The sequence below is a fragment of the Pararhodobacter oceanensis genome (assembly GCF_003076755.1).
In the GTDB taxonomy this organism is placed as follows: Bacteria; Pseudomonadota; Alphaproteobacteria; order Rhodobacterales; family Rhodobacteraceae; genus Pararhodobacter; species Pararhodobacter oceanensis.
On record NZ_QDKM01000001.1, the window covers coordinates 893,646 to 920,177 of the forward strand.

Genomic DNA, 26,532 nt, shown 5'->3' on the forward strand with positions numbered 1-26,532 from the left:
CGGGCGCTTTTCTTGGGTTCAGATCAACCGGCGGGCGCGAAACGCCCGGAAACGAGGCCGCATGGCAACCTATGACTTTATATTTGACAGCTTGAACCTGCGCGACTGGTGCGACAGCCACGGCGGCGAAGGCGGCCCGATGACGATGGCGCAACTGCTCGGTCAAAGCTCGGGCGAAGAGACCACGGTCTCGGCCTGGGACACGCCCTTTCCTTCGCTCGACGCGCTGCATGACGCCTGCGCCGCGGTCCCGCGCTCGCGGGATCTGACGACCGGGCTCGAAGAGGGGTTCATGACGATCAAGGACAGCCTGAAAGTGGTTGTCGACCCGCTGACCCAACCGCTGAGCTGGGCCCTCAACGACGCGCTCTGGCTGATGCAGGCGGTGCCGTGGTGGATCATGATCCCACTGTTGATGCTGATCTCATGGCTGGTGGGCCGTTCGTTCAAGATCGTCGGCCTATTGGCGCTGACCTTCGGCTTTCTCGCCTTTGTCGATTACTATGATTACACCATGCAGACGCTGGCGATCATCTTTGTCTGCGCCTTCATATGCGTGCTCTTCGGGGTGCCGATCGGCATTGCGATGTCGCGCAGTGACCGCTTCCAGCGCTTCATGATTCCGGTCTTGGATATGCTCCAGACCCTGCCGCCCTTCGTCTATCTGATCCCATTGATCTTTTTGTTCAGCGTCACCGAACCCAAGCTCTATGGAATCGCGATCATCCTTTATGCGATGGTTCCCGTGGTGCGTCTGACCGATCTGGGCATCCGGCTTGTTGATAAGGATGTGATCGAGGCCGCCGACGCCTTTGGCATGACCAACCGTCAAAAGCTGTTCGGCGTGCAGATCCCGCTGGCGCTGCCCAACATTATGGCCGGTGTGAACCAGACCATTATGATGAGCCTTGCCATGGTGGTGATCGCCTCGCTGGTCTCGGCCCCCGGCTTGGGTGTGCTGGTGCTGCGCGGGATTCGCAGTCTGGAACTGGGCGTGGGTCTGTTGTCGGGGCTGGGCATTGTTCTGCTGGCCATCGTCTTGGACCGTGTGACCAAAGCCGCGCTGGCGCGCATCAACGCATCGCAGCCGCGATAGGAAGATCCGAACATGATTGATCCAAACGAACCGCAAGAGATCAAAATCTCTATCCGCAACCTCTACAAGATCTTTGGCGCCAACCCGAAGATGGCGCTGGAGCATGTCCGTGCGGGCATGGGCAAGACCGAGTTGCTGGCCGAGCATGACCATGTGCTGGGCCTCAACGACATCAACATCGACATGCCCACCGGTCGCACGACGGTAATCATGGGCCTGTCGGGCTCGGGCAAATCGACCCTGATCCGCCACCTCAACCGGCTGATCGAGCCGACCTCGGGGCAGGTGCTGGTCGATGGCGATGATATTCTGGGCTATAATCAGCGCGAATTGCGGCAATTGCGCAAGCACCGCATGTCGATGGTGTTCCAGAAGTTCGCCCTGATGCCGCATCGCACGGTGTTGCAGAATGCCGGCCTGGCCCCTGCCGTCGAAGGCCAGCGCGAGAGCGCCTATGCCGATGAGGCGCGCAAATGGCTGGACCGTGTCGGGCTGGAAGGCCAAGGCGCGCTCTATCCGCACCAGCTCTCGGGCGGGATGCAGCAACGGGTGGGGATTGCGCGCGCGCTGACCTCGAACTCGGATGTGATGCTGATGGACGAGGCCTTCTCGGCGCTTGATCCGTTGATCCGCACGGATATGCAGAACCTGCTGATTGAATTGCAGGGCGAGCTGCAAAAGACCATCGTGTTCATCACCCATGATCTGGATGAGGCGCTGAAGCTGGCGGATCATCTGGTGATCCTCAAGGACGGGTTCACCGTGCAACAGGGCGAGCCGCAGCATATCCTGCTGAACCCCGCCGATCCCTATATCGAGGATTTTGTCAGCGATATTAACCGCGCGCGGGTGTTGCGCACGCGGTCGGTGATGAAGCGCGGCGGCGATCCATCGGTTGAAGTGGCCGGTGAGGTGGATCACGATGACAATCTGGAATCGGTGATCGAGATGTCGGGTGGGGATACCACCAAACTCTACCGTGTGACCAAGAACGGTGAGCATATCGGCTTGCTGCAGATGCGCGATCTGGTGCGGGCGCTGGTGCCGCAGGGCGGCTCGGATGACCCCGAGGCGGCGCGCCGCGCGGGGTGAGATCGGCGCTGAGCCGGCTTGGAATGAGGAACTCCGGCGCAAGCAATTGTGCCGGAGTTTTTCGTAGTGCTGGGGTGGTTGAAGCAATTGCGCCGCCGCTGGAGCATAGCGCAAAGGGCTGCGCCCGACCCTAGGTGGGCGCTATTTCCTTTGCCACTAAGCGGCGCGCTCAAAAGCACGCATGCCGTCCGAGCCACACAAGACATCGCCAAGGCGCCCTCCCGTGGGGAGGGTCGGGCGCGGCCCGGCGGCGCCACCGGGCCTGACGGTTGGTCTGCCTGCGAGTAAAGCGCAAGGGGACGCGCCCGTCCTTGGGTGAGCGTAACTACCCCCTCCACAGAGCGGTGCGCTCGAAAGCAGAGATGTCAGTCGAGCATCTCACGCCATCGCCAAGGCGCCCTCCCATGGGGAGGGTCGGGCGCGGCCCGGGGTGGCCCCGGGCTAGACGGGTTGAGCAGGTATGCCGACGACGAAAAAACTCCGGCACCTTTGCATGTGCCGGAGTAAGATTTGCTTCAACTATGGCTGGGCGCCCCCCCCCCTGCCCCTACGCGTCAAACCGGCGCGCGGGGTGCGAATCCGCATTCGACCAGCAGCGTGTCAAACGCATGGTTCGAGTTGGGATGCGCCGCGCGTTCGGCATCAGGCAAGCGCGCGATCATATCGGCGATCCCCTCCGGCGCATCGAGGCTGACGGTCTCCACCGTCTCGACACTGCGGAACCGCCCGCCACCGGCGACCAATATCGACCCGCTGACATCGCAGGCATCAGATGCCAGCCAGAGCACCAAGGGCGACACCCGCGCGGGCACGAAGGCCTCGGCCATCTCGCCGGTGATATGGCTCGCGGTCATCGGCGTATGCGCATAGGGCGAAACGCCATTCACCATCACCCCATTCGAGGTGCCCTCGGCAGCCAATGTGCGCACCAGACTGTCGACCGCGCTTTTCGAGGCGCCATAAGCGCTCATCCCGTGCTGGCCATAGCGTCCGGCGCTGGAACTGGTCATGATGATCCGCCCGTGCCCCTGGTCGCGCAGGATCGGCCAGGCGGCATGCACCAGATGCAGCGTGCCCAGAAACCCCACATCAAAGACCGCGCGAAATTCATCCACGGTCAGCTTATGAAAGCTGCGCGCCTGCGGGGCGGCGGCATTGGCGATGACGATATCGAGCCGCCCAAAGGCCTCGATCGCGCGGTCAACCATCTGCTGGCCGCTGGCGGGATCCTGCACCGCCGACCAATCGGCGACGGCGCGGCCACCGGCAGCGGTGATCTCGGCAGCGGTGCGCGCCGCCGAGGTCTCCTCATCCGCCTCGCCCGGATGGCGGCGGTTGTTCACCACCACCGCCGCCCCGGCGCGGGCCAGATCCAGCGCATATTGACGCCCCAAGCCCTTGCCCGCGCCGGTAACGATGGCGACGCGGCCCGAGAGATCCGGCAGCGCGCTCATCAGGAGTTTCCTCCGTCCCGGCGCAGGAACAGACGCGGGAAGAACAGCGGCACGCGGGCCACATAATCATCCCAGAGCGCGCCACGGGTCTTGCGCATATGGCCCTCGTTGCCGGGTGCGGCCGAGCCCCAGCCCATGAACCACGTAGTGTAGATCGGCGCGATGATGCTGATCCAGCCCCAAGGATGCGACAGGGCGAACATGAAATAGCCGAACCAGGTCAGGCATTCGCCAAAGTAGTTGGGATGGCGCGAGCGTGCCCAGAGACCTTTGTCCATGATCCCGCCTTTGTTCGCCGGATTGGCTTTGAACGCGTTCATCTGCGCGTCGGCGACGATCAGGAACAGGATGCCGACGATCCAGACCGCAACCCCGATCCAGTCAGTGACATGCATGGTGGTTTCCGGCGACAACGCGATAAAGGCCCAAGGCAGGCACCAGACCCAGACCAGCGTGCCTTGCAGCATATAGACGGCAAAGAAGCTCCAGACCGGCCAGCGCTTGCCGAACCGCTTGCGATGCGCGGCATAGGGCTGTTGTTCGACTTCGTAATTGGTGCCGAAAGCATGGCGCACCATGCGCAGCATCCAGAACGCCATCAGACCAAGCGCGATATAGATCCGCAGGGTCATCTCGGGCGCCGCCATCAAAGCCACCGACAGCGCGATGCCAAAGCTGATGCAGGGGTAGACCACATCCATGATCGAGTGATTGCTCAGCGCCTGGCCGATGATCCAGCCGATGGTGCCCAGAACCACCATGGTGATCAGCCCCCAAAGCCAGAACTCCATCGGCCCCGCCAGACCCGCGGGCGCGAAGGCATAGATGGCCATCGCCACGCCCGGCATCGCCATATGGCTGTAGTTCCAATTCCGCCCACGCGCCTCTTTGGGCATGGCCAAGCGCCAGCAGGCGATAAACACCAGCCAGATTATCAGTGCGTATGTCATTGAATTTCCTCCTTTGTATTGATCTCAAGATCCAATTCGCGCAACCGGTCACGCTGGATTTTGAACATGGCGTTGCGTGGCAGAGCGGTCAGCGTCAGCAGATGCTGCGGCAGCTTGTAGATCGCCACTTGTTTGTTTTTGAGCCAGGCGATGATCTCAGCCAGCGTCACCTCGCGGCCGGCAACAGGGACCACGGCGACGCCGACGATCTCGCCAAGGCGGTCGTCGTCGCAGCCGAAAAAGGCGATCTCGGTCGCGCCGGGGAAATCGGCGGCCAGTTCATCAAGTTCGGCAGGCGAGATCTTGAGCCCGCCGCGCACGATGATCTCTTTGTTGCGGCCGATGAACCTGTAAAACCGCGCCATCTCGCCCTCACCGGCGATCTCGAAAATATCACCGGTGCGATAGCGGCCCTCCTCGTCGAAGGCTTTGGCGGTCAACTCGGGCTCGCCGTAATAGCCGATGAAAATCCCCGGACCTTTGAGACGCAACTCGCCCGGACGGCCCGGCTCGAGGATCTCTTCGCCACTCTCGGGGTCGATGAGGAAGGACTCGAAATCCTGCGTCGGCGGGAAGGAGGGCCAGTCGAATTCATCACGGCCAAAGCGCGGGAAATGGGTGGCGCGCAGGCCGGGATCGGGCAATTCGCGCCCCGTGCTCAGCAGGCTGGTGCCCTCATTCGAGCCAAAGAAGTTGACGATCTCGATGCCGAATTCGCCCTCGATCTTGTCGGTCGCCCATGGCGGGATCGAGGCCGAGCCGGTGCCCAGAAGCCGCAGGCTCGACAGATCGGCGCGGGCCCGCAGCGCATCATCCTTGAGCAGCGCAACGAAAAAGGCGGGCGGCATCAAGGTCATCGTTACCCGCTCGTCGCGGATTTGCTGCACCACCAGTTCCATATCCAGCGGATGATGCATCACCAGCGTCGAGGCGGTGGCCAGCCAGCCGACGAGATTGCTCATCGCGGCCATATTCACCAAGGGGCGGGTGTTAAGGATAACGTCGCCTTCGCGCATCGACGCGCCGTGCAGCATATTGCGCGCGGTGATGAACCAGTTGTTGGAGCTGCGCATCACCCCCTTGGGCCGCCCTTCGGTGCCCGAGGTCCAGCAGATCGTCGCCAGATCATCGGCGTCGCGGGTGCCGCGATCAACCGGCGTGGCGGGGCCTTCGGTGATCTCGTCGACGCGTGCGGTCATACAGCCCGCCGCGGCACAAAGCGCGGAGGCCTCGGCGGTCAGATCGCGGGTTTTGAAGCGCGCGCCGATGAACAGGCGGGGCTTGAGTTGCCGGAGCACATAGTCGATTTCATGCCCGTTGAACTGCACCAAGAGCGGGCTTGCCACCATGCCCGCGCGGTTGCAGGCGAGCAGCAGGATCACCGACTCAACGATATTGGGTAATTGGTAAACGACGATCTCCCCCGGCTGCACGCCAAGCGCGCGGATGCGGGCGGCGGTACGGGATGCGGCCGCGTCGACCTCGGCGTAGGTCAGTCGCTGCGGCGCGCCGTCGGTGAAATCGCTGCGGTTGGGCGCGTCGATCAAGGCCACGCGCTCCGGCACCCGCCGCGCATTCGCCTGAAAACGGTCGTCGAGCGTTTCATCGCCCCAAAGCCCGGCGTTGCGGTATCTGTCGATGTCTGCTTGCGTCGGTCGCACGGGGCGCCTCCTTAAGTGGGCTGCGTCAGGGAGTTGGATGGTCGGCGCGGGCGCGGGTTTGCGTGCCGGTGTCGCGCTGGATTGGCGCGCAGGCAGCGCGTGGGCGCCGGGGGAATGCGGGGAGTTCAGAGCGCGGCGTCATAGGGGCTCTCCGGTTGCCTCTGCGTCAATTGCTACACTTAAAGAACACTTTAAAATCGACCCGTCAAGCGAAGGGTGCGAAATTATTTGGCGAGCGGTTGCTGCACTTCGCAGATCAATGGACTGAGCAGTGGATAGCCCCAATCGATGCTGACGAAGAACGTCGCCCGCGGGATCACTTTAGCCACTATTTTTCAAGGGAATTTCGCGAACATTGCGCTCTGCATGCCGCAGATGAGGTTTACGCGGGGGAGAAAGCTGCAAAACCCTGCCCATGCAGGCTTTGGTTCGAGATATCTCGCCAGAGCGGTGGAAACGGCCTTTTATTCACGTTCAGCAAGTGTAACATGATGAGCAACCGCAGCGCTCCCCCTCTTTGACCCTTCGCCACCTACCGTGCGTTGATTCGCTGCGCGCAGGACGGGCCAGACATCACGGGCGCCGACACCTGCAACTGGCAGATAAACCGATGACCGAAAGGATGCACAATGACGCAATTCGACAAGAAAGTGGTGGCGATCACCGGCGCCGCGCAGGGGATCGGACGCGGGATTGCGCTCGGCTTTGCGGCAGAGGGCGCGAGGCTCGCGCTCTTTGATATTGACGGCGAGGCGCTGGCACAAACCGCGCGGGACGCAAGCGCATTGGGCAGCGACGTGCATATCGTGCAGGGGGACTTCACCCGACTCGAAACGATCACCTCCGCCTTTACCGAGGCCGCGGAGGTGCTCGGACCGGTGGACATCTTGATTAACAACCTCGGCCAAACGGCGCGCGCAGATATGTCGTCCTTTGCCACGGCGCGCCATGAAACACTCGATTTCGTGCTGGACATCTCGCTGCGCGCGGCAATCCATTGCACCCGCGAGGTGCTGCCGTCGATGAAGGCGCGCAAGACCGGACGGGTGATCTCGATTGCCTCGGATACGGCGCTGAACGGCGATCTGGGCTGCGTCGATTACGCGGCGGCGAAGGCAGGGATTCTGGGCTTTACCCGCGGGATTGCGCGCGAATTCGGCCGCGCAGGGATCACCGCGAACGCCGTCTGCCCCGGCCCGACGAACACCCGCGCGGTGCAGCGTATGACCGAGGAAAACCGCGCCAAGGTGCGGGACGAGGCGCCGATGAAAGTGATTTGCGAGCCTGAGGACATCGCCCATGCGGTGCTGTTTCTCGCCTCGGATAGGGCGCGCTATATCACCGGCCAGACGCTACTGGTCAACGGCGGTCGGGTGTTTCATTAACCACTTCCCGAGCGCTAGGCTTTGCGCGCGCGCAGGTCTTTGTAAGCCACCGCCATTCCCAGCAGCACCATCAGCGCGATCAGGCCCAGCCCCGCCGTCACCGCCAGCGCCCAGGAACTCACCGCGAGCGTGGCGTAGGTCGCGGCGGTGATCACCGCAAAGCCGACCGCCGTGCCGATCCGCTGGCCGGTCTGCATGATCCCGCCGGAACTGCCGGCATAATCCAGCGGCACCTGCTCTAGCGTCAGGGTCTGGTTCGGACTGATCACCAACCCCTGCGCCACGCCGACAAAACACATCGCACCGGCGAGCCACCAGAGACTGACCTGCCCCACCTCATGCAAGAGGATCACCAGCACGCAGAGCACCACACCGATGAGCGTGACGAGCATCCCGCCGATCACCATTTTGCGCCCGTAGCGCGCCACGCGGCTGCCCGCCCAATGCGCGGCATAGGCGCCGATCAATGACGAGGGCACGCCGATCAAACCGGCATCCAGCGCCGTGCCACCGCCGCCCTCCTGGACATAAAGCGCGACCAATACCCAGAGGCTGGGCATGCCCATAAAGAAAAAGGCGATCACCAGAATGCCGTTGCGAAAGCTGCTGTGCCTGAAAATCTGCAGGTCGAACATCGGGTCAAGCCCGAGCCGCTGATAGCGGCGCTCCCACCAGAGCCAGAGCGCGGTTAGCGCGGCGGCGCAGGGGAGCAGGAGCCAGAGGATCGGCGTGTTGCGCGCTTCGACAAAGGGAATGAGCAGCGCCAGAAGCGCCAAGCCGAGCAGCAGTGCGCCGATGGCGTCGAGGTCGCGCAGCGCCACGGGAAGGCTGGGAAAGCGGCGGATCAAGGGGCGCGGGAACCACTTGAGCGCCAGCACAATTGCGGCGATGCCGATGGGCACATTGACCAGAAAGGTCAGCCGCCAACCCAGATTTGGCCCGCCCAATTCGATCAGCAACCCGCCGAGCACCGGCCCAATAGCGACCGAGAGCCCGACCGCGATGCCGAGTTGACCAAAGGCCCGTCCGCGCTCGGCGCCGCGAAAATACTGCTGGATCATGCCCAACCCCTGCGGGTTCAACAGACCCGAGCCGATCCCCTGGGTGACCCGCGCGATATTGAGCCACTCGGCGCTTGGCGCCATGCCTGCCGCGACAGAAGACAGGGTGAATATCGCCACGCCAGCAACGAATATTCCGCCGCGCCCCATGATATCGCCCGCGCGCCCTGCGGCGATCAGGATCACGCCGAAGGTCAACGCATAGCCGGATAATACCCACTGCAGATCCGCAGGCGTCGCGCCCAATCCGCGCCCGATTGAGGGCAGCGCCACATTCACAATGCTGACGTTGATCAGCGTCATGAACATGGTGACGATCAGCACCGCGAGGATGCGCCAGCGGATCGGATCTTCACCCTCCGCATGGGTATGGGCGGAGGCGGCGGGCGCGCGCCTCTCGGGGGTTTTAACCATCAGTTTGGCTTTCTTGGGGGGCGCTTTACAAGACCTGCCCCGACCTAACGGCCTGTCGCGTCAACCGGCGGCTTGGTATCCGGCTTTGAGCTCGGCGACGATCTCTGCGGCGGATTGGCGGTGCTGGCTGGCGCCGACGCCGTGACCTGCGGACCATAGATCGCGCCAGCGCTTCGCCTTGCCCTCAAGCGCGCTCAGGTCGAAGCCGCCGCCGCCCTGCAGCGTGTCCGGGTCAATTCCGGCGCGCAACAGGCTGGGACGCAGCTTGTTGGCCAAGGCGCCGGTGATCGCATCGGTGGCGATGATATCGTCATAGCTGCTGTCCACGACCATTGCCTTATAATCCTCGACCGCGTTGCTTTCGTCCGCCGCCAGAAACCGCGTGCCGAGATAGGCCAGATCGGCACCGATCAACTGCGTGGCACGGATCGCGCCGCCGCTGCTGATCCCGCCAGCGACAACAATTGGTCCATCAAAGAAACTGCGCACCTCATCGACAAAGGCAAAGGGCGAGACCAGACCGGTGTGACCGCCCGCGCCATTGCAAACAAGGATCAGCCCGTCGACACCCGCCTCGGCGGCTTTGCGGGCAAATTTTGGCGAGTTCACATCGGCGAAGACCAACCCGCCCCAGCCATGCACCGCTTCGATTGCGGGCTTCGGACCACCAAGCGCGGTGATGATCAGCGGCACGCGGGCCTCGGCGCAGACCTCGAGATCTGCGGCAAAACGGGCGTTGCTGCGATGGGTGACAAGGTTAACGGCATAGGCGGCGCGACCGGGCTCTTGCGCCTTGGCGTTGAGCTGTGCCAGCCAACCGCGCAACTCTTCGGGATCGCGAGCGTTCAGCGAGGGGAAGGCGCCGACCATACCTTGGGCGCAAACCGCCGAGACCAGCTCGACGCCGGAGACGATGAACATCGGCGCGGCGATGGCGGGGAGCGCGGCGCCCAAGCGCGTGACCAGCTCTGCGCGCAGGTCTTTGGAGCCAAAACGTGGGGACACATCAGTTCCTTTCAAGCAGCGCACACCCGATCCGGGAGCGGTGCACAACGGGATTTCACTTCATTAAAAGAACATACGAAAAATCGCCTGTCAATTCAGAAGACGCCGGATGCGCGCAGCATCGGCGCGCGTAGAACGGCAGAAGACAGCCCGCCGAAGCGCGCATAGCAAAGGCCCAAAGTGAGAGAGTGCAGCGGCCTAGGGCTGACCGGTCAGGAATTTGACATCGGCGCGGTGGATGCGCCCGCCGCATGCGGAGCAACGGAACACCGGCGTGTATTCATGGCCGCAGTCCTTATGGTGAAAGACCAGCGGCACACCACTGGCATCATCGCACCATTTATCGCCCCATTTCGCGATCATCGCCACATATGGGAACAAATCCAACCCTTTGCGAGTTAGGTGAAACGCCTCATAACGCTCGCTATCCTCAATAGTGCGGCGCGAGATAACGCCCATCGCCAAGAGCTCTTTGAGCCGCATCGACAGCACCAAAGGCGGGATGCGCAGATAAGAGACAAGGTCGTTGAACCGCCGCCCGCCGCGCAAAGCGGTGGCGACAATCGCCGGTGCCCACATGTCGCCAAAGAAGGTCAGCGCCTCGGAGGACCCGAAGGCCTCTTCGCCGTGGCGGATCGCGGAATTGGCGCGCCTGCGCGAATGCGGCTCGACGCGCGCCTCCAGACCCTCGCCCGGACCCGGTTCAGCAAATGTATTGAAAGGCGTCAAAGGGCCTGCGCAGGTGTAGCAGCTCAGCACCAAATCGCTATCGGCGCCGCAACCCTCATGATGGAAGTGCAGGCTCTCATGACCCTCCGGCCCATACCATTGCCGCGACCAGCGCAGCATGGCGACCAGAGGCTCCCAGAGATCAAGTCCGGCCTCGTCGAGAAAATACTCCATCCGCTTGCCACCGGCCTGCGACGGGCGGCGGGTGAACACGCGGACCTCAACCAGACGGTCGAGCCGGTTGGCCAGCACCGCTTTGGGAATATCCAACTCGCTTTGCCAATCGGTAAACCGGCTGGTGCCTCGGAACGCCGAGAGCACGATCAAAAGCGTCCAAGTGTCCCCCAGCACGGCCAGCGCGCGAACCACGGAATATTTGGCCACCATCGCGGGGCTCGGGGTCAACTCGGCTTCCTTTTCGGACATGAAAGCCCCTTTGTGAATGATGTGACGGGATTCACACCGGTTGGCGCGCGGAAGTCAAGGAGGCGCCCCGAGGGGCGCATCCCTGCAGGGTGTTAGCGCGGAAGGTCCATGATTGTCGGCAGCCACATGATCAGCGCCGGGAACAGGATCACCAATGTCAGGCGGATAAGGTCGGAGACCAGAAACGGCAAGATCCCCTTGTAGATATCGCTCAACTTACTGCCCGGTAACATCGATTTTATGATCAGCGCGTTGATGCCTATCGGCGGCGTCACCATGCCGATCTCGATCACCATCACCATCACGATACCCCACCAGATCGGATCATAGCCCATGTTAAGGATCAGCGGAAAGACGAAGGGCATGGTCAGCACCATCGCCGAGACGGTGTCAAAGAGCGCGCCGAGGATGATGTAGATCAGCATCAAAACCGCGATGATCACCAAGGGCGCCACATCCAGCGCGCCGACATAATTCACGATGTTGGCCGGCAGCCGCGACAGGGTGAGCGCATAGCTGAACACGCTGGCGCCGATCAGGATGACATAGAGCATGGCGCTGGTCGCGGCGGTGCTGTGCAGATTGTGCCAGAACACTTTCCAGGTGATCTTGCCGCGCATCACCGCAATCGCCACGGCCATAATGGCGCCAATGGCCGCGGATTCGGTCACCGTGAAGATGCCCGTGTAGATCCCGCCCGCGACGGTGATCGCCAGCAAGAGCGTGGCCCAGCTTTCGCGCACCGCAGCGGCACGCTCGCACCAGTTCGAACGCTCGCCGCGCGGGCCTGCATTCGGGTTGAGGACGACAAAGATCCAGATCGAGATCATATAGCCGATCACCGCCAGCAACGCCGGGATCAGCGCGGCGGTGAATAGGGTGAGGATGAACTGCTCGGCCAGCACCGCATAGAGCACGATGATCACCGAGGGCGGCACGAGGATGCCCAAGGTGCCACCGGCAGCAATCGAACCGGTCGAGAGCGAGGCCGCATAGCCGCGTTTGACCATCTCGCCGTAAGACACCTGCGTCATCGTCGAGACGGTGGCGATGGACGAGCCGCAGACCGCGCCAAAGCCCGCGCAGCCGCCGATTGTGGCCATCGCCAAGCCGCCGCGGTAATGCCCGAGAAAGGCGAAGGCGAGCCGATAGATATCTTTGCCCATGCCGCCCGAGGCCGCGAAACTGCCCATGATCAGGAACAGCGGGATGATCGCCAGTTCGAGGCTGGCAAACACCGTCGAGGCTTCGGTGCCGACAATCGAGAACGCGGCGGAGAAATTGCGCAACAGGCCGAAGGTCAGCACCCCCGAGACGCCCATCGCGATGCCAATCGGCACATGCGTCAGGATCATCAGCATCAGCGCGCCGATCCCCATCAGGCCAATCATTTCAGGGCTCATACGTGATCTCCGTCGGTTTGGCGCGAAAGCGTGCCGGTGATGGCTTGCAGGGTGACGAGAATTTGCATTGGCACCGCGGCCCAGACGACAATCGCCGCCAGCCACCAGACCGGACCGGTGGGAATGCGCATGACAATGGTGCTGCCGTGGCCTTGGGTTTCCTGAATCGCGAAACCGGTCAACTGCCAGGCCAGTCCGGCCAGCGCAAGGGTGGTGACCGCCGCGCCGAATGCGGTGAGCCAGCGGTTGGCCCTCTGGCCCAATGCGGCACCGAGAAACTCGATCGCGATATGTTTGCGCTGCAATACGCCGGTGGGAAAGCAACTGGCGACCACGATGATGATGATCAGGCTGGCCGCGTCATGCGACCAGACCAGCGGATGGTTGAACACCGCCCGCGCGACCACCGCCAGAATGGTGATCACGGCAATCAGCATCAGGCCCAGAATCCCGATGACGGCTGTCGGCTTGCCCAAAGCAACGCAGTAGCGATGTAGTCGCGCCAGTATCATTTGCAGCCTCCCCTATATGTTGGCATTTCCATTTGACCCTTTTCACGGGTTCAGGCGCCTGTTTTTCGCCACACCAACCACCCCTTGCCCCTGCGCCGCTCTCACCCCTTATGTGGTCTGCCAAAGTGAGGACAGCCTGGGGTTGGCGGATGCGCAAAGGCAGATGGAGCATGGTTTGGCCCAGTTCCGCCCTTGCAAACAAGTTCAATTAATGAACCATTCTTGTCAATGAAAAATCGCCGGTCATTGCAGGTTTTTTTGAGTGCGCCCCTTCCCTATATCGCGGCAAGCCGACGGCACGAGGCCAGAGCCTTTGGAACAGCTTATCCCAGCTACTGAAGCGCTTACGGGGGCTTAGGGCACCACCAGCCAGCGGTTCAGCATCTCGATCTGCAACCCCGAGAGCGGCACCGAAGTGCGCGCCCCTTCGTCAATCAGCACCTGCGTGCAGCGGCCGCGCGCGATCAGCCCGCCCTCCAAGGTGATCTCTTGGATGAAGTCAAAACTGCTGCGCCCGATGCGGCTGATGCCGAGGCCGATATCCACCGTGCCGGGGAAATGCATCTCGCGGAGGAAATCAATGGTCTGCGTGGCAAGCACGGCGATCTGCCCCTCGGCCTCGCAAAACCCGCCGGGCTCGCTTTGAAAGGCAACGCGGTTTTGCTCAAAAAGGGTTGCGTAGACCGAGTTGTTCACATGACCCATCGGGTCAACATCGCGGTAGCGCAGCCCCTCTTGCGTATGAAACGGCAGCGCGGCAGTGGGGCTGCGGCGCATCTCAGGCATTCGCCACCTCTTGCGTCACACGCGCAGCAACAGCAGGGATATTCTGCGTCAGGAAATCGACGATCTCGGCGTTGAATCCTTTGGGATCTTCGGCCCAGCCGAAATGCCCAACATGATCCATGCAGCGATATTCGCCCTTGGCGATCTTGCTGGCCATTTTCTCCATCACTTTCGGCGGCGCGGCGGAAAGGTCATGCGCACCGGCGATGCAGAGCGTCGGCACGGTGATTTTTGGCAGCACATCGCGCGCCTCGAATTTGGTGATCGCCGAGATCGCCGCGCGGAAGGTTTCGGGCTTCATCTGCGAGACCACCTGAATCACCAGATCGGTTGCGGGATGATCCGCGTCCGGTGCAAACATCCGCCGCAGCATCGCAGGCGCGAATTCCTCAAGCCGCTTGCCCGCATCCAAGGGCGCAACGCGCGCGGCGACGAATTGCTGCTGCCAATCGCCATCGGAATTGCCGAAGGCGGCGCTGGTCGCCGAGAGGATCAGCCCGTCGATCACCTCGGGCATCATGTCATAGGCGCGGATCGCCACCATGCCACCCATCGAATGGCCGAGCACGAGGTTGGTTTCGGTCTTTTCGCGGGCAATTAAATGGGTCAGCGCCTCGGCGGCCAGTTCAATCGAAAAGCCCTCGGGCAGCGCGCTGGCCCCATAGCCGGGCGCGTCCCAAGCCACGATACGCAGGCCCAGATCGCTGAACGCCTGCAACTGGCTCTGCCAATATTCCTTGGCGCCAAAGGCACCGTGCAGCAAGAAAAGCGTGACGGGGCCGTCGCCGGTAACGCTGTAGTCTGGCATGGTTCTGTCCATGATCTTAATCCTTTGCATGAGGGGCATTGCCCGGAAAGCGCGCCCGGATCGCCTGAAGATCGGTTTTGCCGCTCGGCATCACGGGCAAAGCGTCAAGTATTTGGAAATGCTCGGGCAATTTGAAAACCGCCACCTTGCAGTGATCGCGTAGATGGGCGCAGAGATCGGGCAACGACAGGCCCTCGCCGTTGCGCAGCACCACCGCCAGCCCGACTTTCTCGCCCAGTTTGGCGTCCGGCACTGCCACCGCGACCGCCTCGGCAACCAAAGGATGGCTGAGCGCGAGCCCCTGCACCTCTTCGGCGGAGATATTGAGCCCGCCGCGCACGATGATGTTTTTCAACCGACCGGCAAATGTCAGATACTGCCCCGCGTCGCCGGAAATGGTGAAGAGATCGCCGGTCTTGAACCAACCCTCCGCATCGAAGGACTCTTTGGTCACCGCGGGATCATCCCAATAGCCCTTGAGGATGCCCACGCCTTTCAGCCGCAACTCGCCGTTCTTGCCGGGCTGGGTAATTTCCACCTCGCTGCCGGGATCGACAATGCGGGTTTGCGTGCCCGCAACGGTGCGCAGCCGCGATCCGGGGCACCCTTCGGCATGGCGCGGGAAACAATGGCCGCGATCCACCTCGCTGGGGATATCCCTGTCCGAGGCGATCAGCATTGCGCCTTCGCTCGAGCCGTAGACATTGACCAGCGAGATGCCAAAGCGTTCGCGGAATTCGCGAAACAACTCGGGCCGGATTTGCGCCGAACCCGAGGTGATATGATGGAGACCACCGAGATCGACAGTCTCGCCCTCCTCGATACGCTGCAGGATCATATTGAGCATGGCGGGCGGGCAACTGGTGACTTCGGGGCGTTCCTCGACGATCTGGCGCAGAAAGACATCCAGATCAAAGGGGTGGTGCAGCACCATACGCGCCGCCGAATGCAGCCACGCGGGCAGGCCGTTGGCCAGCGATCCGATGGTGTTCAGCAGCCGCGGCGAGAGGAAACACCCGCCCATCGGCAGATCGGCGACATCCTCAAGGAAGCTGCGCACATGCAGCGTCGCGCGGTGGCTGCGCGGCACCGCTTTGGGCCGCGCCGAGGTGCCGGAGGTAAAGATAATGAAGGCGGTATCTTCGGGGGTAAGCGCGGCAGCGGCGCGGGCGACATCCAGTTCGGCCTGTTCATCCGGCGTCAGCGCGGCATCATCATTGAGGCTCTGCACACCCTCGGGAAGATCATCGCCAAACGCGAAAACCGTCGGAGCCAGCGCCCCGCCCTGCCCGCGCCCCTGTGCCAGCGCAGCCAGCATCGCGGCATTGGCGTGCTTGCCCAAGCGCGTGAACCCGATCAGGGCGCGCGGCGACAGACGATCGATGATCGCGCCGATCTCGCCCTCGCGATACTGCGCGGCGACCGGCGCGATGATCAGCCCCAACTCCAGACAGGCCATCTGCGCGACCAGCGTCTCGCTCAGCGTTGGCGCGGCCAGCACCACCACATCGCCGCGGTGCAACCCCGCCCGTGCAAGCGCCAGCGCCACGCGATCCACATGCGCGCCGAACTGCGCCCAGGTCAACCGCCGCGCCGGCCCATCAGCGATCCGCGCGCGGTCGAGCGGATCAACAAGGCAGGTCCAATCGCCATAGGTGCTGCGATTGCGGGCCAGAAGGTCCGGAAGAACCCTGATTTCAGGCATTTTATCCAAGGCGCACCCTCTCACTAGAACTCGATTCCGCACCCTTGTATTACATTAAAAAGACCTAATCAATATTTCTTATGCACCTCAAACACAGATTTATCGCCACACAAGCCCACGGGACAAAGCAAGCCGAACACCACCCTATGCCTTATATATATAGCATCATGGACCGCACGCCACCAAAGATCGCACCCCTGCCCTCGGCGATTTTTTCGAAACCTCCGCGATTCAATCGCTTGATTATTGGTTCAGGGTATGTATTGTGACGCCAGAAACACGGGACTATCCGGGAGAGGACTCATGGACGCTTTCATCATTGATGCCATTCGCACACCGCGCGGGCGCGGCAAGGCAGGCGCCACCCTCTCCGAGCTGCGCGCCGTTGACCTGCTGGGCGGGCTGTTCACCGAAATGGCGCAGCGATTCGACGGGTTGGACAGCTATGCCGATGACACCTTGATCGGCTGCGCCACGCAGGTTGGCGATCAGGGCGCGAATATCGGCAAGGCCGCCTCCTTGATGGCGGGCTGGGCGCATAGCGCTCCGGCGGCGACGCTGAACCGCTTCTGCGCCTCGGGCCTGTCGGCGACCGCGATGATGGCGGAACGCGCGGCGATCCATGGCGTGGTGACGGTCGCGGGCGGGGTCGAGATGATGTCGCGCACACCGATGCTCTCGGACAAGGGCGCGATGTTCATGGACCCCGAGATCGCGCGCAAACTCGGCGCCATGCATCCCGGCGTTGCGGCGGATCTGGTGGCGACGCAATTCGGCTTTAGCCGCGAGGACTGCGACGCCTATGCCGCACTGTCGCAAGAGCGTGCGGCCGCGGCGCAGGACGCGGGCCGCTTTCGCTCGATCGTGCCGGTGCGCAATGCCGCGGGCGAGGTCATTCTTGCGCAGGACGAGACCATCCGCCGCGGCAATACCGCCGAGAAGATGGCCGCGCTTGACCCCGCTTTCGTCAAAGCTGGCGAGGGCCGCGACGGCGATACGGTGCGCGCGCTTTTCCCCGACCTCGGGCCGCTGAACCACGTGCACCACGCCGGCAACTCCCCCGCGATGGCGGATGGCGCGGCGCTGGTTGTGCTGGCCTCCGAGGCGGCGGCCAAGCGCCACGGGCTGAAGCCGCGCGCGCGGATTATCTCGACCGCCGAGGCGAATGTGGCGATCACCCAGATCGGCGCCGTTGAGGCGACACGCAAAGCGCTGGCCCGTGCGAATATGAGCGCCGACGACATGGACCTCTGGGAGGTGCGCGACAGTTTCGCCGCCGTCACCCTGCATTATATCCAGCAAATGAAGGCGCCGATGGATAAGTTTAATGTCAACGGCAGCTCGATTGCGCTGGGGCATCCGATGGGCGCGACCGGCGCGGTTCTGGTCGGCAGCCTGCTGGACGAATTGGAATTGCGCGGATTGCGGCGCGGCGTGGTTGCGATCACCGGTGCCGCCGGTGTCGCCAGCGCTGCGGTTCTGGAACTCGTGGACTGAGCCCGTTAACCGATATTGAGGAGGAGACAGATGCTAGATATTTTCGCCCATGGTCACTCGACGATCAGCGCCGAGAACGACAACCCATATCTGAATGGCCCGCATAAGCCGATTGATCTGGAATACACCGCCCGCGGCCCCGAACTCGAGGTGATCGGCGAGATCCCCAAGGACCTGCAGGGCATGTATGTGCGCAACGGCCACAATCAGGTGCATGAGCCGATCGGCAAATATCATCCGTTCGACGGCGACGGCATGCTGCATGCGATCTGGTTCAACGAGGGCAAGGTCGAATATCGCAACCGCTACACCCAGACCACCGGCTTTCTGGCCGAGAAAGGCGCGGGAAAATCGCTCTGGCCGGGGATCATGGAACCCCGCCGCAAACAGCGACGCGGCTGGGGCAGCATCAGCGCGATGAAGGATAACACCGGCACCGACGTTGTGGTGCATGCGGGTAAGATCATCGTCGCGATGTCGCAATGCTCGGAACCCTACCGCATCGACAGCCAGACGCTCGAGACGCTGGGACCCGATGACAATTGGGCGGCGGCACTTGGGGATCGCGGGATTTGCTCGCACTTCAAGGTCGATGAGCATACTGGCCATATGATGTTCTTCAACTTCGCCGAAAAACCGCCCTATATGAACTACGGCGTCGTCGATGCCGAGAACAATCTGGTGCATTACGTGCCGATTGATCTGCCCGGTCCGCGCTGGCCGCATGATATGGGGATGACCGAGAATTACTCGATCCTGCATGATCTGCCGATGTTCTTTGATCCCGAGCGGCTCAAGAAGGGCAGCCACAGACTGGGCTTCTGGCGCGATGTTCCGGCGCGCTTCGGGGTGATCCCGCGGTTTGGCTCGAATGAGGATGTGCGCTGGTTCGAGGCCGAGCCTTGCTACATCCTGCATCTGTCGAACTGCTATGAAGAGGGCGATTGGGTCGTGCAGGAAGGCTGCATCATGCCCAATCCGGTGCCCGATCTGAGCGATCTGCCGAAAGAGGGCTATGAGCGCATGTGCCGGATGCTCGATATGCACACGCAGGGCACCCATATGCACCGTTGGCGCTTCAATATGAAGACCGGCGAGACCCGTGAAGAAAAGCTCGACGACGAGATCAGCGAATTCCCGATGGTCAACGGCATGTATAACGGGCGCAAGTCGCGGTTCAGCTATAACGCCCTGCCGGTCAAAGGCGAGTGGCTGCTGGACGGGTTGAAGAAATACGATTTCCAGACCGGCAAGACCGACCGTTTCATCATGCCCAAGGGCGAATTCGTCAGCGAGGCCCCCTTCGCACCGCGGATCAACGCCAAGGGTGAGGATGACGGCTATATCGTGACCTTCGTGACCAATATGAACAGCGGCAAGGGCGAATGCGTGCTGTTTGACGCGCAGAACATCGACAAAGGCCCAATTTGCCGCGTGATTATGCCGTATCAGGTGCCGACCGGCGCGCATGCCTTCTGGGCCGGAGCGCATATGCTCTATGAGAACGGCGTTTCGCTGGCGGATTGATCCGCGCATAAGACTGGCCCCGAGAAGGGCCACAACCCCGCCCGCGCGCCCTCCCTCGCGCGGGCGGGGCCTCCCCGCTGCAGGCCATGCGCGCGGATCGGGGAACGCGGGGGCGCCCGCTGGAACACGCAACCTCAATACAGTTAACAGACCCGAGGCCGCGCAACAGTCACTGCGGGGAATGCCTCAAGTCGTTGAAATTCGCTGCAATAGATGGGCGAACGACCTATCGCGCCAAACTTCTCGCCATTTACGCGCGAAAATCATTGACACAATAGGTTCATCTAATTGATCATATCCCTACATTAGCTTCAGGCGAATCAACATAACTGGTGACCACAAAATCGGCGCCAACGATGGGAGAACTTCATGAACGCATTTAAATCCGTGATCACCGGTGCCGTGCTGGCCAGCGTCGCTGGGCTCGCTCCGCAGGGGGCCGACGCCCGCGAAATGTCGCTGGCCTCCTATTTTCCGGCCAACGCATCCTTTGTCACCGAAATGCTCGAACCTTTCGCGGCATGGCTCACCGAGCAGGCCAATGGCGAGTTCTCGGTGGTGGTCTATTCGGGCGGCACTTTGGGCCGTGACCCGAACCAGCAAGACCGCATTGTCTCGACCGGCATTGCCGATTTCGGCCATATCGTTCCCGGCCGCAATCCCGGTGTCTATCCGCATTACGGGCTGTTTGAACTGCCCGGCATGGTGACCAGCGTCGAACAGGGCAGCAATGTCGCTTGGCAGCTGCACCAAGAGGGTATTCTGGAAACCGGCGACAATCTGAAAATCGTCTCGGTCTGGACCACTGGCCCCTATATCATCCATAACCGCGACCGGATTGACGATATTTCGGGGCTGAGCGGCGTGCGTCTGCGCGTGTTGGGCCAGTATCAGACCGAATCCGTGCTGGCGGTTGACGGTGTGCCACAGGCGATCTCGATCACCGAAGCGCCCGAGTCGATCAACCGTGGCACGCTGGACGGTGTGCTGTCGGACTGGTCGGTCTACGATTCCTTCCGCATCGCCGAGGTTACCGATTACAGCTATACGATGCCGCTGGGCTCGCTGGCGATGTCACTGGTGATGAACCCCGACAGCTATGCCGAACTGTCGCCCGAAGGTCAGGCGCTGATCGACTCGGCGGGGGACCAGTGGAAGACCATGTGGATCGAGTTCTACAACTCCAACCTCGAGCGGATTCTTGCGGATGGTGTCGAGCGCGGTCATGAGGTGGTCGAAGCCACCCCCGAGGATATCGCCGCCATGCGCGAGGCCACCTCGCATCTGATGGCGGAAGTGCGCGAAGCTGCCGGTGACGAGGTGATCGACGCTTTCATCGACAGAACCGAAGCCTTCATGGCCTCGCAGTAATCGCCCCCGCCCGCGCGGGATAAGGCAAGAATTGAAACCGGCGGTCACATAGGTGGCCGCCGGTTTTGTCGTGAATAGCTGTGCAGCATCCGCGGGTTACTCAGGCCGATACCCCAGATCCGCCGAAAGTTGGCGGGTGAACTCGAGCGTATCGCGCACCGCTGGCCCGTCCGCGCTCAGGTCGATCTGGCGGGTCGGGCCGATCAGCGTGACCGCCAGTTTCATCGTGCCGGAATAGTCGAACACCGGCGCCGCGACCGCGCTGATCCCGGGGATCGGCAGGTCGAGCGTGGTCTCATAGCCCTGCGCGTGGATGCGCGCGATCTCGGCGTGGAACCCTTCGGCGTCAAAATCGAAATCCAGCTCGGAGGTGGCGCGCTCATCCATCTCGCGCTGGAGTTGCCGCTCGGTGGCGGCGCTTTGCATGAAGGCCAGAAACAGCCGGCCCGTGGCGGTGGTGGTCAGCCCGAAGCCGCCGCCGACGCGCACGTTGGCATGGATGCGGGCGATGCTTTCGCGGACATGCACGATGGTCACCCCGTGCAGCCCCCAGACCGAGAGCGCGACCATCAGGCGGGTCTCTTCGGCCAGCGCGGAAATCCGCAGCAGCGCCTCGTGATAGGCATCCTGCGCGCGCAACCGGCTAAGCCCGACCTCCAACGCGAAAGGGCCGAGCCCGTATTGACCGGTCTCGGTTTGCTCGACCATGCGCATCGCCCGCAGGCTGACCAGATAGGGATGGAGCTGCGCCGGCGCGACCTCGATCGCCTCGGCCAGATCGCGCAGCTTCATCGGCCCCGAGGCCTCGGCCATCACCCGCAAAATCGCCCCCGCCGTATCCAGCGAGCGAATGCCGCGTTGCGCCTTTCCCGGCTGCCGAACTGTCTCCGTCACGCGCTGGCCCCTCCCCATTGCAGTCTGCGCCATAGCTAGCGCCTCATCCCGCGGTGGGCAATCGCGCTGGCCGCGCGCGGCGCAGATCCATCGACACGATCAACCCCAAAGTGGTGACGATAACGCCGGTCAATTGCCATGCGTTGGGAAACTGGCCGGTGATCGGAATCGCCAGCAGCACCGCGCAGGAGGGCACGAGGGCCGAGAACAGCGCCGCCCGCCCTGCCCCGAGGCGCTGGACGGTGGCGGCAAAGATGATGAAGGCCAGACAGCCGCCCATCACGCTTTGATAAAAGAACTGCTCGGCCCAGAGTTTGGGCGTCATCGGCGGCAGCCCCCATTGGATCAGGTAGAGCGGCACAAAGAACAGCGACGACAGCGTAGCAATCGCAGCGGTGGTTTCAATCGGCGGCAGACGCCAGCGGCCCATGATGAACACATAGCAGCCCCAGAGCGAACCGGCGCCCAGAAAACAAAGATCGCCGAGCCAGACCGCCCCGCCCGAAGCGCGCGGCGGCGGTGCATCTGCGGCAATGATCAACAGCCCGGCAATCAGGATCGCCATGCCGATATTGCGATTCCAACTCATTTTGCTGCGGTCGATCAGCCGCACAAGGATGTTCGCCACCAGCATCGAAGTGCCCGGCCCGATCACCACCGCATGCGAGAGCGGCGCGCGCTGGAAGCCCTCGTTGAACAAAAGCGCAAAGCCCGGCCCGATGAGCAGCGACAGAATGGCGATCTGGCGCAAGGCAGGCAGGCGATTTCGGGCCAGATAGAGGAGCGGCAGCATCAACAGTGCCGCGCCGCCGTAGCGCAACATGGTCAGGTCCACCGGACGGAATCCGGTGGCCTGCCCGATCTCTGCGCCGACGTTATAGATCCCCCAACTCAGCGCGGCGAGCAGGCCCAGAATCAGACCCTGCCGCAGCTGCACACGCTCAGTCATTGGCGGACGACATATGCCGTGCGGCGATATAGCCGAAGGTGATTGCCGGTCCCAAGGTGATGCCACCGCCGGGGTAATTGCCGCCCATGATCGAGGCCGCGTCATTGCCCACCGAGTAGAGCCCGCCAAGTGGCTTGCCACCCTCATCCAGCACCTGCGCATTGCTGTTGGTTTTCAGCCCCGCGAAGGTGCCCAGATCGCCGACATAGAGGCGCACCGCATAGAACGGCCCGTCTTTGAGCGGCGCGAGGCAGGGGTTGGGCCCGTGCTCGGGATCGCCGAGCGAGCGGTTGTAGCTGGTCGTGCCCTTGCCAAAGGCGGGATCTTCGCCGCGCGCGGCGGGGCCGTTGAACTCGGTTACGGTTTGCTGCAGTTGCGCGGGATCAGCGCCGATTTGTGCGGCGAGATCGGCAAGGGTTTTGCCCTGCAAGAGATAGCCGTTCTTGATCAGCGATTTGAACGGCACCGGCGCGGGTTTGGCAAAGCCGAGCCCGTATTTGCGGAACGCACGGTGGTCGGTGATGAACCATGCGGCGGGCTCGGCGCCCTCGCCGTCTTCCTCGCGGCAGCGCGCGACCATCGCCTGACAGAAGTCGTGGTAAGAGTTCGCCTCGTTGACAAAGCGGCGGCCCGAGCGGGTCACGGCGATCACGCCGGGTTTCGAGCGGTCGACGAAATGCGGAAAGGTTCCGAGCGTGCCATCGGGGCGAACCGGGCGCGAAATCGGCACCCATGCGGCGGCATGGGGCAGCGTGGTGTCGACCACCGCGCCCGCCGATTCGCCAAGGCGGAGCCCGTCGCCGGTGTTGCCCGGAGGCGCAGGCGAGACATGCTCGTATCCGCTGGGCGCATGCGGCATCAGCTCTTTGCGGCGCAGCGCATCCTGCGGAAAGCCGCCCGCTGCCAGCACCACGCCCTTGCGCGCGATCACCTCGACCGGCCCGTCGCGGCGCTCGACCCGGGCGCCAATCACCCGGCCCGAGTCGTCGCGCAGCAGTTTCGAGACCGGCGCATGGGTCCAGATCGGCACATCCTTGTCGAAGGCCGACTTCGCCAGCCGCCCGACCAATGCGTTGCCGTTCATCAACCGCATCGGACGCCCGTAGAACGCCATATCATAGAGGAATTTCATGAACAGTTTGCCGACATAGAAGGCCGAGACCGGCGAGCGCATAACATTGAAGAAATGCAGCAATTCCTTGCCCGAGCCGATCATCATGCCGAGAAAAGTGATCTCTTTAAGCGGCGGGCGCAGCCGGCGGATCTCGCTGCCCAATTCGCGCCCGTCAAAAGGCCGCGCGACGATCGAACGGCCACCATCCATACCGCCCGGCGCATCGGGGTGGTAATCGGCAAAGAACGGGCCGAGATCGAACTGCAGGTTGGTGTTATCCTCAAAGAAGGACACCGCTTTCGGGCCGGCCTCAAGGAAGGCATCGACGCGCTCGGCATCGAAATGCTCACCGGCTTCATGCTGCAGATACGTCCGTGCTTTCTCGGCGCTATCCTCAACTCCGGCGCGCATGGCAGGGCCGTTGCCGGGCACCCACATCCAGCCGCCCGAACGTGCGGTGGTGCCGCCGAAAACCGGCTCTTTTTCCACCACCAGAACATCCAGCCGCCGGTGCGCGGCGGCCACCGCGGTTGCCAGACCGCCCGCGCCCGAGCCCACCACCAGAACATCTACTTCATGGGTTTTCATCGTCATTTCCTCACTCATGCGGTCAGATAGCCGCCATCGACCGGCAGCAGCGCGCCGGTCACGTAACTCGAGGCCTCGGAGGCCAGAAACAGAACCGGCCCGACCAGTTCTTCGGGGCGACCCACGCGGCGCATCGGCGTATGGGCCATGAAGCGGCCAATGGCCTCGGGATCGGCGCGGGTCACTTCGGTCATTGGGGTTTCAATGACGCCGGGGGCAATCGCATTCACCCGGATACCGTCGGGCGAGAGGTCATGCGCCAGCGCCTTGGTCAGTTGCAAAACCGCACCTTTGGAGGCGGCATAGGCGCTCAACCCCGGCCCAGCGCTGACCGACATGATTGAGGCCAGATTGATGATCCGGCCCTTGGTGGCGCGCAGTTGCGGCAGCAAAATGCGCACCATCTGCATGGTGCCGGTCGCGTTCACCGCCAGCATCGCGTCCCAATCCTGGGCGAAACTGTCGGAATCGGGGGTGGTGCGGCGGATGATACCGGCGTTGTTCACCAAGATTTCCACCGGCCCCAAGACCTCGGCCACCACCCGCGCCGCGGTGGCGCATTCGCCCGGCTGCGTCACATCCAGCCGCACGCCGATGGCCTTGCCACCGCCCGCGACAATCTCGGCAGCCAGCGCCTGCACCGCCTCGGATTGCAGATCACAACAGGCAACCTGCGCGCCCGCTGCGGCCAATCCCAGCGCGATGGCCCGCCCGTTGCCTTGGGCGGCGCCGGTCACCACGGCGACTGCGTCTCGAATTCCATCCATGGCTCTTTCCCTCTTCACCGGACGAATCAACTCCGGCTTGCAACTGCGACAAGATTTGCATCCTGGTTACGCACACAATTAGTCACTTGCAAATACATTTGCCAATAACAAACTTTCGCTTGCAAATAGATTTGGCTGTAACTAATCTTTCGGCAGCGGCGCATGCATGAGCACCGCATCACAGAGATTTCGGCTCGTCACAGAGCCAAGACTTGAGGGAGGAGAGACATGACGAAATTTACCACGCTACCCACTCTGGCAGCGGCGGCGGCGCTTGCTGTTACGGGTGCTGCAAATGCCCAAACCTTTGACCTGCAAAGCGTATTTGGCCTGAACGTGCCCTCGATCGGGCCCAGCCCGACGCTGTGGGCCGAGCGGGTCAACGAGATGACCGACGGTGCGGTAACGATCAATGTGCATGGCGCGGGCGATTTTGTGCCCGGCTTTGAAGTCTTCGGCGCGGTCAGCTCGGGCGCGTTGCAGATGGGCTTTGACTGGATCGGCTATTGGGCCCAGCAAATCCCCGTTGCCAACCTTGTCGGCTCGATGCCCTTTGGCCCGACCCCGGATATCGCGCTGGGATGGATGTTCGAGGGCGGCGGTCTGGAGATCATCCAGCGTGCCTATGACCCGTTCAACGTCAAGGTTCTGCCCTGCCATCTGGTCGGCGCCGAAGCCGGTGGCTGGTTCAACCGCGAGATCAACTCGGTCGAGGATCTGCAGGGTCTGAACATGCGCATTGCCGGTCTCGGCGGCATGGCAATGGCGCGTCTCGGCGCCAATACCCAGCTGGTTCCGGCAGGCGAAATCTATCTGTCGCTGGAAACCGGACGCATTGACGCGGCGGAATTCTCGGCGCCGCAGCTTGACGTCGGCTTCGGCTTTCAGCGGGTCACCGATTACTACTATTTCCCCGGTTGGCATCAGCCCTCGAGCTGGGACAGCATCATCATCAATATGGATGTCTGGAACGGTCTCGATGAGCGCACGCAGAACGTCATGACCGAAGCCTGTATGGCGAATATCACCTATAACTTGGGCGATCAGGTCAACGAGCAAGCCGCGGCGATTGCCACCATTCGCGAAGGCGGCACCGATGTGCGCCGCTTCCCCGACGAGGTGCTGATCGCGCTGCGCGACGCCTCGGATGCGGTGCTGGACGAACAGGCCGAGCAGGATCCGATATTTGCCGAAGCCCTCGCCTCGCTGCGCGCGTATATGGACAGCGTCGGTGAGTGGAGCACGCTGCAGGCCCTGCCCGCGCGGTAACGGCCAACTGCGTTATTGCATTCCGGTTTGGCGGGCGGCATAGGTGCCGCCCGCTGTTTTCCAGCCAAG

At 62.6% G+C, this 26,532-nt stretch carries 22 protein-coding genes; 7 read left to right on the plus strand and 15 right to left on the minus strand.

Features of this window, described 5'->3' with window-relative positions:
- Positions 1–61: 61 nt before the first annotated feature.
- Positions 62–1,096, plus strand: coding sequence for an ABC transporter permease (locus DDE20_RS04010; protein ID WP_116557114.1), 1,035 nt, complete (start codon positions 62–64; stop codon positions 1,094–1,096).
- Between the two features lie 12 nt (positions 1,097–1,108).
- Positions 1,109–2,188, plus strand: a complete 1,080-nt coding sequence (locus tag DDE20_RS04015; protein WP_116557115.1) for a quaternary amine ABC transporter ATP-binding protein — start codon at positions 1,109–1,111, stop codon at positions 2,186–2,188.
- 554 nt (positions 2,189–2,742) lie between these two features.
- Here the strand turns inward: DDE20_RS04015 and DDE20_RS04020 are convergent.
- Genes DDE20_RS04020 through DDE20_RS04030 form a run of 3 tightly spaced genes read right to left on the minus strand, consistent with a single transcriptional unit; the run spans position 2,743 to position 6,253 of the window.
- Complete coding sequence (locus DDE20_RS04020; protein WP_116557116.1) at positions 2,743–3,642, minus strand: SDR family NAD(P)-dependent oxidoreductase; 900 nt, start codon at positions 3,640–3,642, stop codon at positions 2,743–2,745.
- A complete protein-coding gene (locus tag DDE20_RS04025) occupies positions 3,642–4,592 on the minus strand; it encodes a DUF1295 domain-containing protein (RefSeq protein WP_116557117.1) in 951 nt (316 codons plus the stop codon). Before DDE20_RS04025 ends, DDE20_RS04020 begins: the two co-directional genes overlap by 1 nt.
- Complete coding sequence (locus DDE20_RS04030) at positions 4,589–6,253, minus strand: class I adenylate-forming enzyme family protein (protein ID WP_165814412.1); 1,665 nt, start codon at positions 6,251–6,253, stop codon at positions 4,589–4,591. Before DDE20_RS04030 ends, DDE20_RS04025 begins: the two co-directional genes overlap by 4 nt.
- A 629-nt stretch (positions 6,254–6,882) precedes the next feature.
- Here DDE20_RS04030 and DDE20_RS04035 point away from each other — a divergent pair.
- On the plus strand, positions 6,883–7,638 hold the full coding sequence (locus DDE20_RS04035) for an SDR family NAD(P)-dependent oxidoreductase (RefSeq protein ID WP_116557119.1): 756 nt from the start codon (positions 6,883–6,885) through the stop codon (positions 7,636–7,638).
- Positions 7,639–7,652: 14 nt separating this feature from the next.
- On the opposite strand, the gene DDE20_RS04040 is transcribed toward DDE20_RS04035, so the two are convergent.
- From DDE20_RS04040 to DDE20_RS04075, 8 genes are all read right to left on the minus strand, one after another.
- Positions 7,653–9,113, minus strand: coding sequence for an MFS transporter (locus DDE20_RS04040; RefSeq protein WP_116557120.1), 1,461 nt, complete (start codon positions 9,111–9,113; stop codon positions 7,653–7,655).
- Positions 9,114–9,173: 60 nt separating this feature from the next.
- Positions 9,174–10,118 (minus strand): NAD(P)H-dependent flavin oxidoreductase, encoded by a 945-nt coding sequence (locus tag DDE20_RS04045; RefSeq protein WP_240607828.1) that lies wholly within the window; start codon positions 10,116–10,118, stop codon positions 9,174–9,176.
- A 198-nt stretch (positions 10,119–10,316) separates the two neighbouring features.
- Positions 10,317–11,273 carry a winged helix-turn-helix transcriptional regulator gene (locus DDE20_RS04050; protein ID WP_116557121.1) on the minus strand — a complete coding sequence of 319 codons (957 nt, stop codon included), beginning with the start codon at positions 11,271–11,273 and terminating at the stop codon, positions 10,317–10,319.
- A gap of 92 nt (positions 11,274–11,365) precedes the next feature.
- The gene (locus DDE20_RS04055) at positions 11,366–12,676 is read right to left on the minus strand and encodes a TRAP transporter large permease (protein WP_116557122.1); all 1,311 of its coding nucleotides are present in this window, start codon (positions 12,674–12,676) and stop codon (positions 11,366–11,368) included.
- A complete protein-coding gene (locus DDE20_RS04060; RefSeq protein ID WP_116557123.1) occupies positions 12,673–13,188 on the minus strand; it encodes a TRAP transporter small permease in 516 nt (171 codons plus the stop codon). The genes DDE20_RS04055 and DDE20_RS04060 overlap by 4 nt, the downstream gene beginning before the upstream one ends.
- 354 nt (positions 13,189–13,542) lie before the next feature.
- On the minus strand, positions 13,543–13,974 hold the full coding sequence (locus tag DDE20_RS04065) for an acyl-CoA thioesterase (protein ID WP_116557124.1): 432 nt from the start codon (positions 13,972–13,974) through the stop codon (positions 13,543–13,545).
- The gene (locus DDE20_RS04070; protein WP_165814413.1) at positions 13,967–14,782 is read right to left on the minus strand and encodes an alpha/beta fold hydrolase; all 816 of its coding nucleotides are present in this window, start codon (positions 14,780–14,782) and stop codon (positions 13,967–13,969) included. The genes DDE20_RS04065 and DDE20_RS04070 overlap by 8 nt, the downstream gene beginning before the upstream one ends.
- Positions 14,783–14,798: 16 nt before the next feature.
- Entirely contained in the window at positions 14,799–16,487 is a 1,689-nt protein-coding gene (locus tag DDE20_RS04075; protein ID WP_116557126.1) for a class I adenylate-forming enzyme family protein, read from the minus strand.
- A 303-nt stretch (positions 16,488–16,790) separates the two neighbouring features.
- On the opposite strand from DDE20_RS04075, the gene DDE20_RS04080 reads away from it, so the two are divergent.
- The 3 genes from DDE20_RS04080 to dctP all read left to right on the plus strand — a co-directional run bounded on the left by DDE20_RS04080 (position 16,791) and on the right by dctP (position 20,882).
- The gene (locus DDE20_RS04080) at positions 16,791–17,984 is read left to right on the plus strand and encodes an acetyl-CoA C-acyltransferase (protein ID WP_116557127.1); all 1,194 of its coding nucleotides are present in this window, start codon (positions 16,791–16,793) and stop codon (positions 17,982–17,984) included.
- A 30-nt stretch (positions 17,985–18,014) separates the two neighbouring features.
- Positions 18,015–19,511, plus strand: a complete 1,497-nt coding sequence (locus DDE20_RS04085; protein ID WP_116557128.1) for a carotenoid oxygenase family protein — start codon at positions 18,015–18,017, stop codon at positions 19,509–19,511.
- 369 nt (positions 19,512–19,880) lie between these two features.
- On the plus strand, positions 19,881–20,882 hold the full coding sequence (gene dctP / locus DDE20_RS04090) for a TRAP transporter substrate-binding protein DctP (protein WP_116557129.1): 1,002 nt from the start codon (positions 19,881–19,883) through the stop codon (positions 20,880–20,882).
- 96 nt (positions 20,883–20,978) lie between these two features.
- On the opposite strand, the gene DDE20_RS04095 is transcribed toward dctP, so the two are convergent.
- The 4 genes from DDE20_RS04095 to DDE20_RS04110 are packed head-to-tail and all read right to left on the minus strand — an operon-like array spanning position 20,979 to position 25,194.
- Positions 20,979–21,776, minus strand: coding sequence for an IclR family transcriptional regulator (locus DDE20_RS04095; protein WP_165814414.1), 798 nt, complete (start codon positions 21,774–21,776; stop codon positions 20,979–20,981).
- 43 nt (positions 21,777–21,819) lie between these two features.
- Entirely contained in the window at positions 21,820–22,725 is a 906-nt protein-coding gene (locus DDE20_RS04100; RefSeq protein ID WP_165814415.1) for a DMT family transporter, read from the minus strand.
- A complete protein-coding gene (locus DDE20_RS04105) occupies positions 22,718–24,427 on the minus strand; it encodes an FAD-dependent oxidoreductase (protein WP_116557261.1) in 1,710 nt (569 codons plus the stop codon). The genes DDE20_RS04100 and DDE20_RS04105 overlap by 8 nt, the downstream gene beginning before the upstream one ends.
- Positions 24,428–24,441: 14 nt before the next feature.
- Positions 24,442–25,194, minus strand: a complete 753-nt coding sequence (locus DDE20_RS04110; RefSeq protein WP_116557132.1) for an SDR family NAD(P)-dependent oxidoreductase — start codon at positions 25,192–25,194, stop codon at positions 24,442–24,444.
- A gap of 228 nt (positions 25,195–25,422) precedes the next feature.
- Between DDE20_RS04110 and DDE20_RS04115 the strand changes: the two genes are divergently transcribed.
- A complete protein-coding gene (locus tag DDE20_RS04115) occupies positions 25,423–26,463 on the plus strand; it encodes a TRAP transporter substrate-binding protein (RefSeq protein WP_116557133.1) in 1,041 nt (346 codons plus the stop codon).
- Positions 26,464–26,532: the final 69 nt, after the last annotated feature.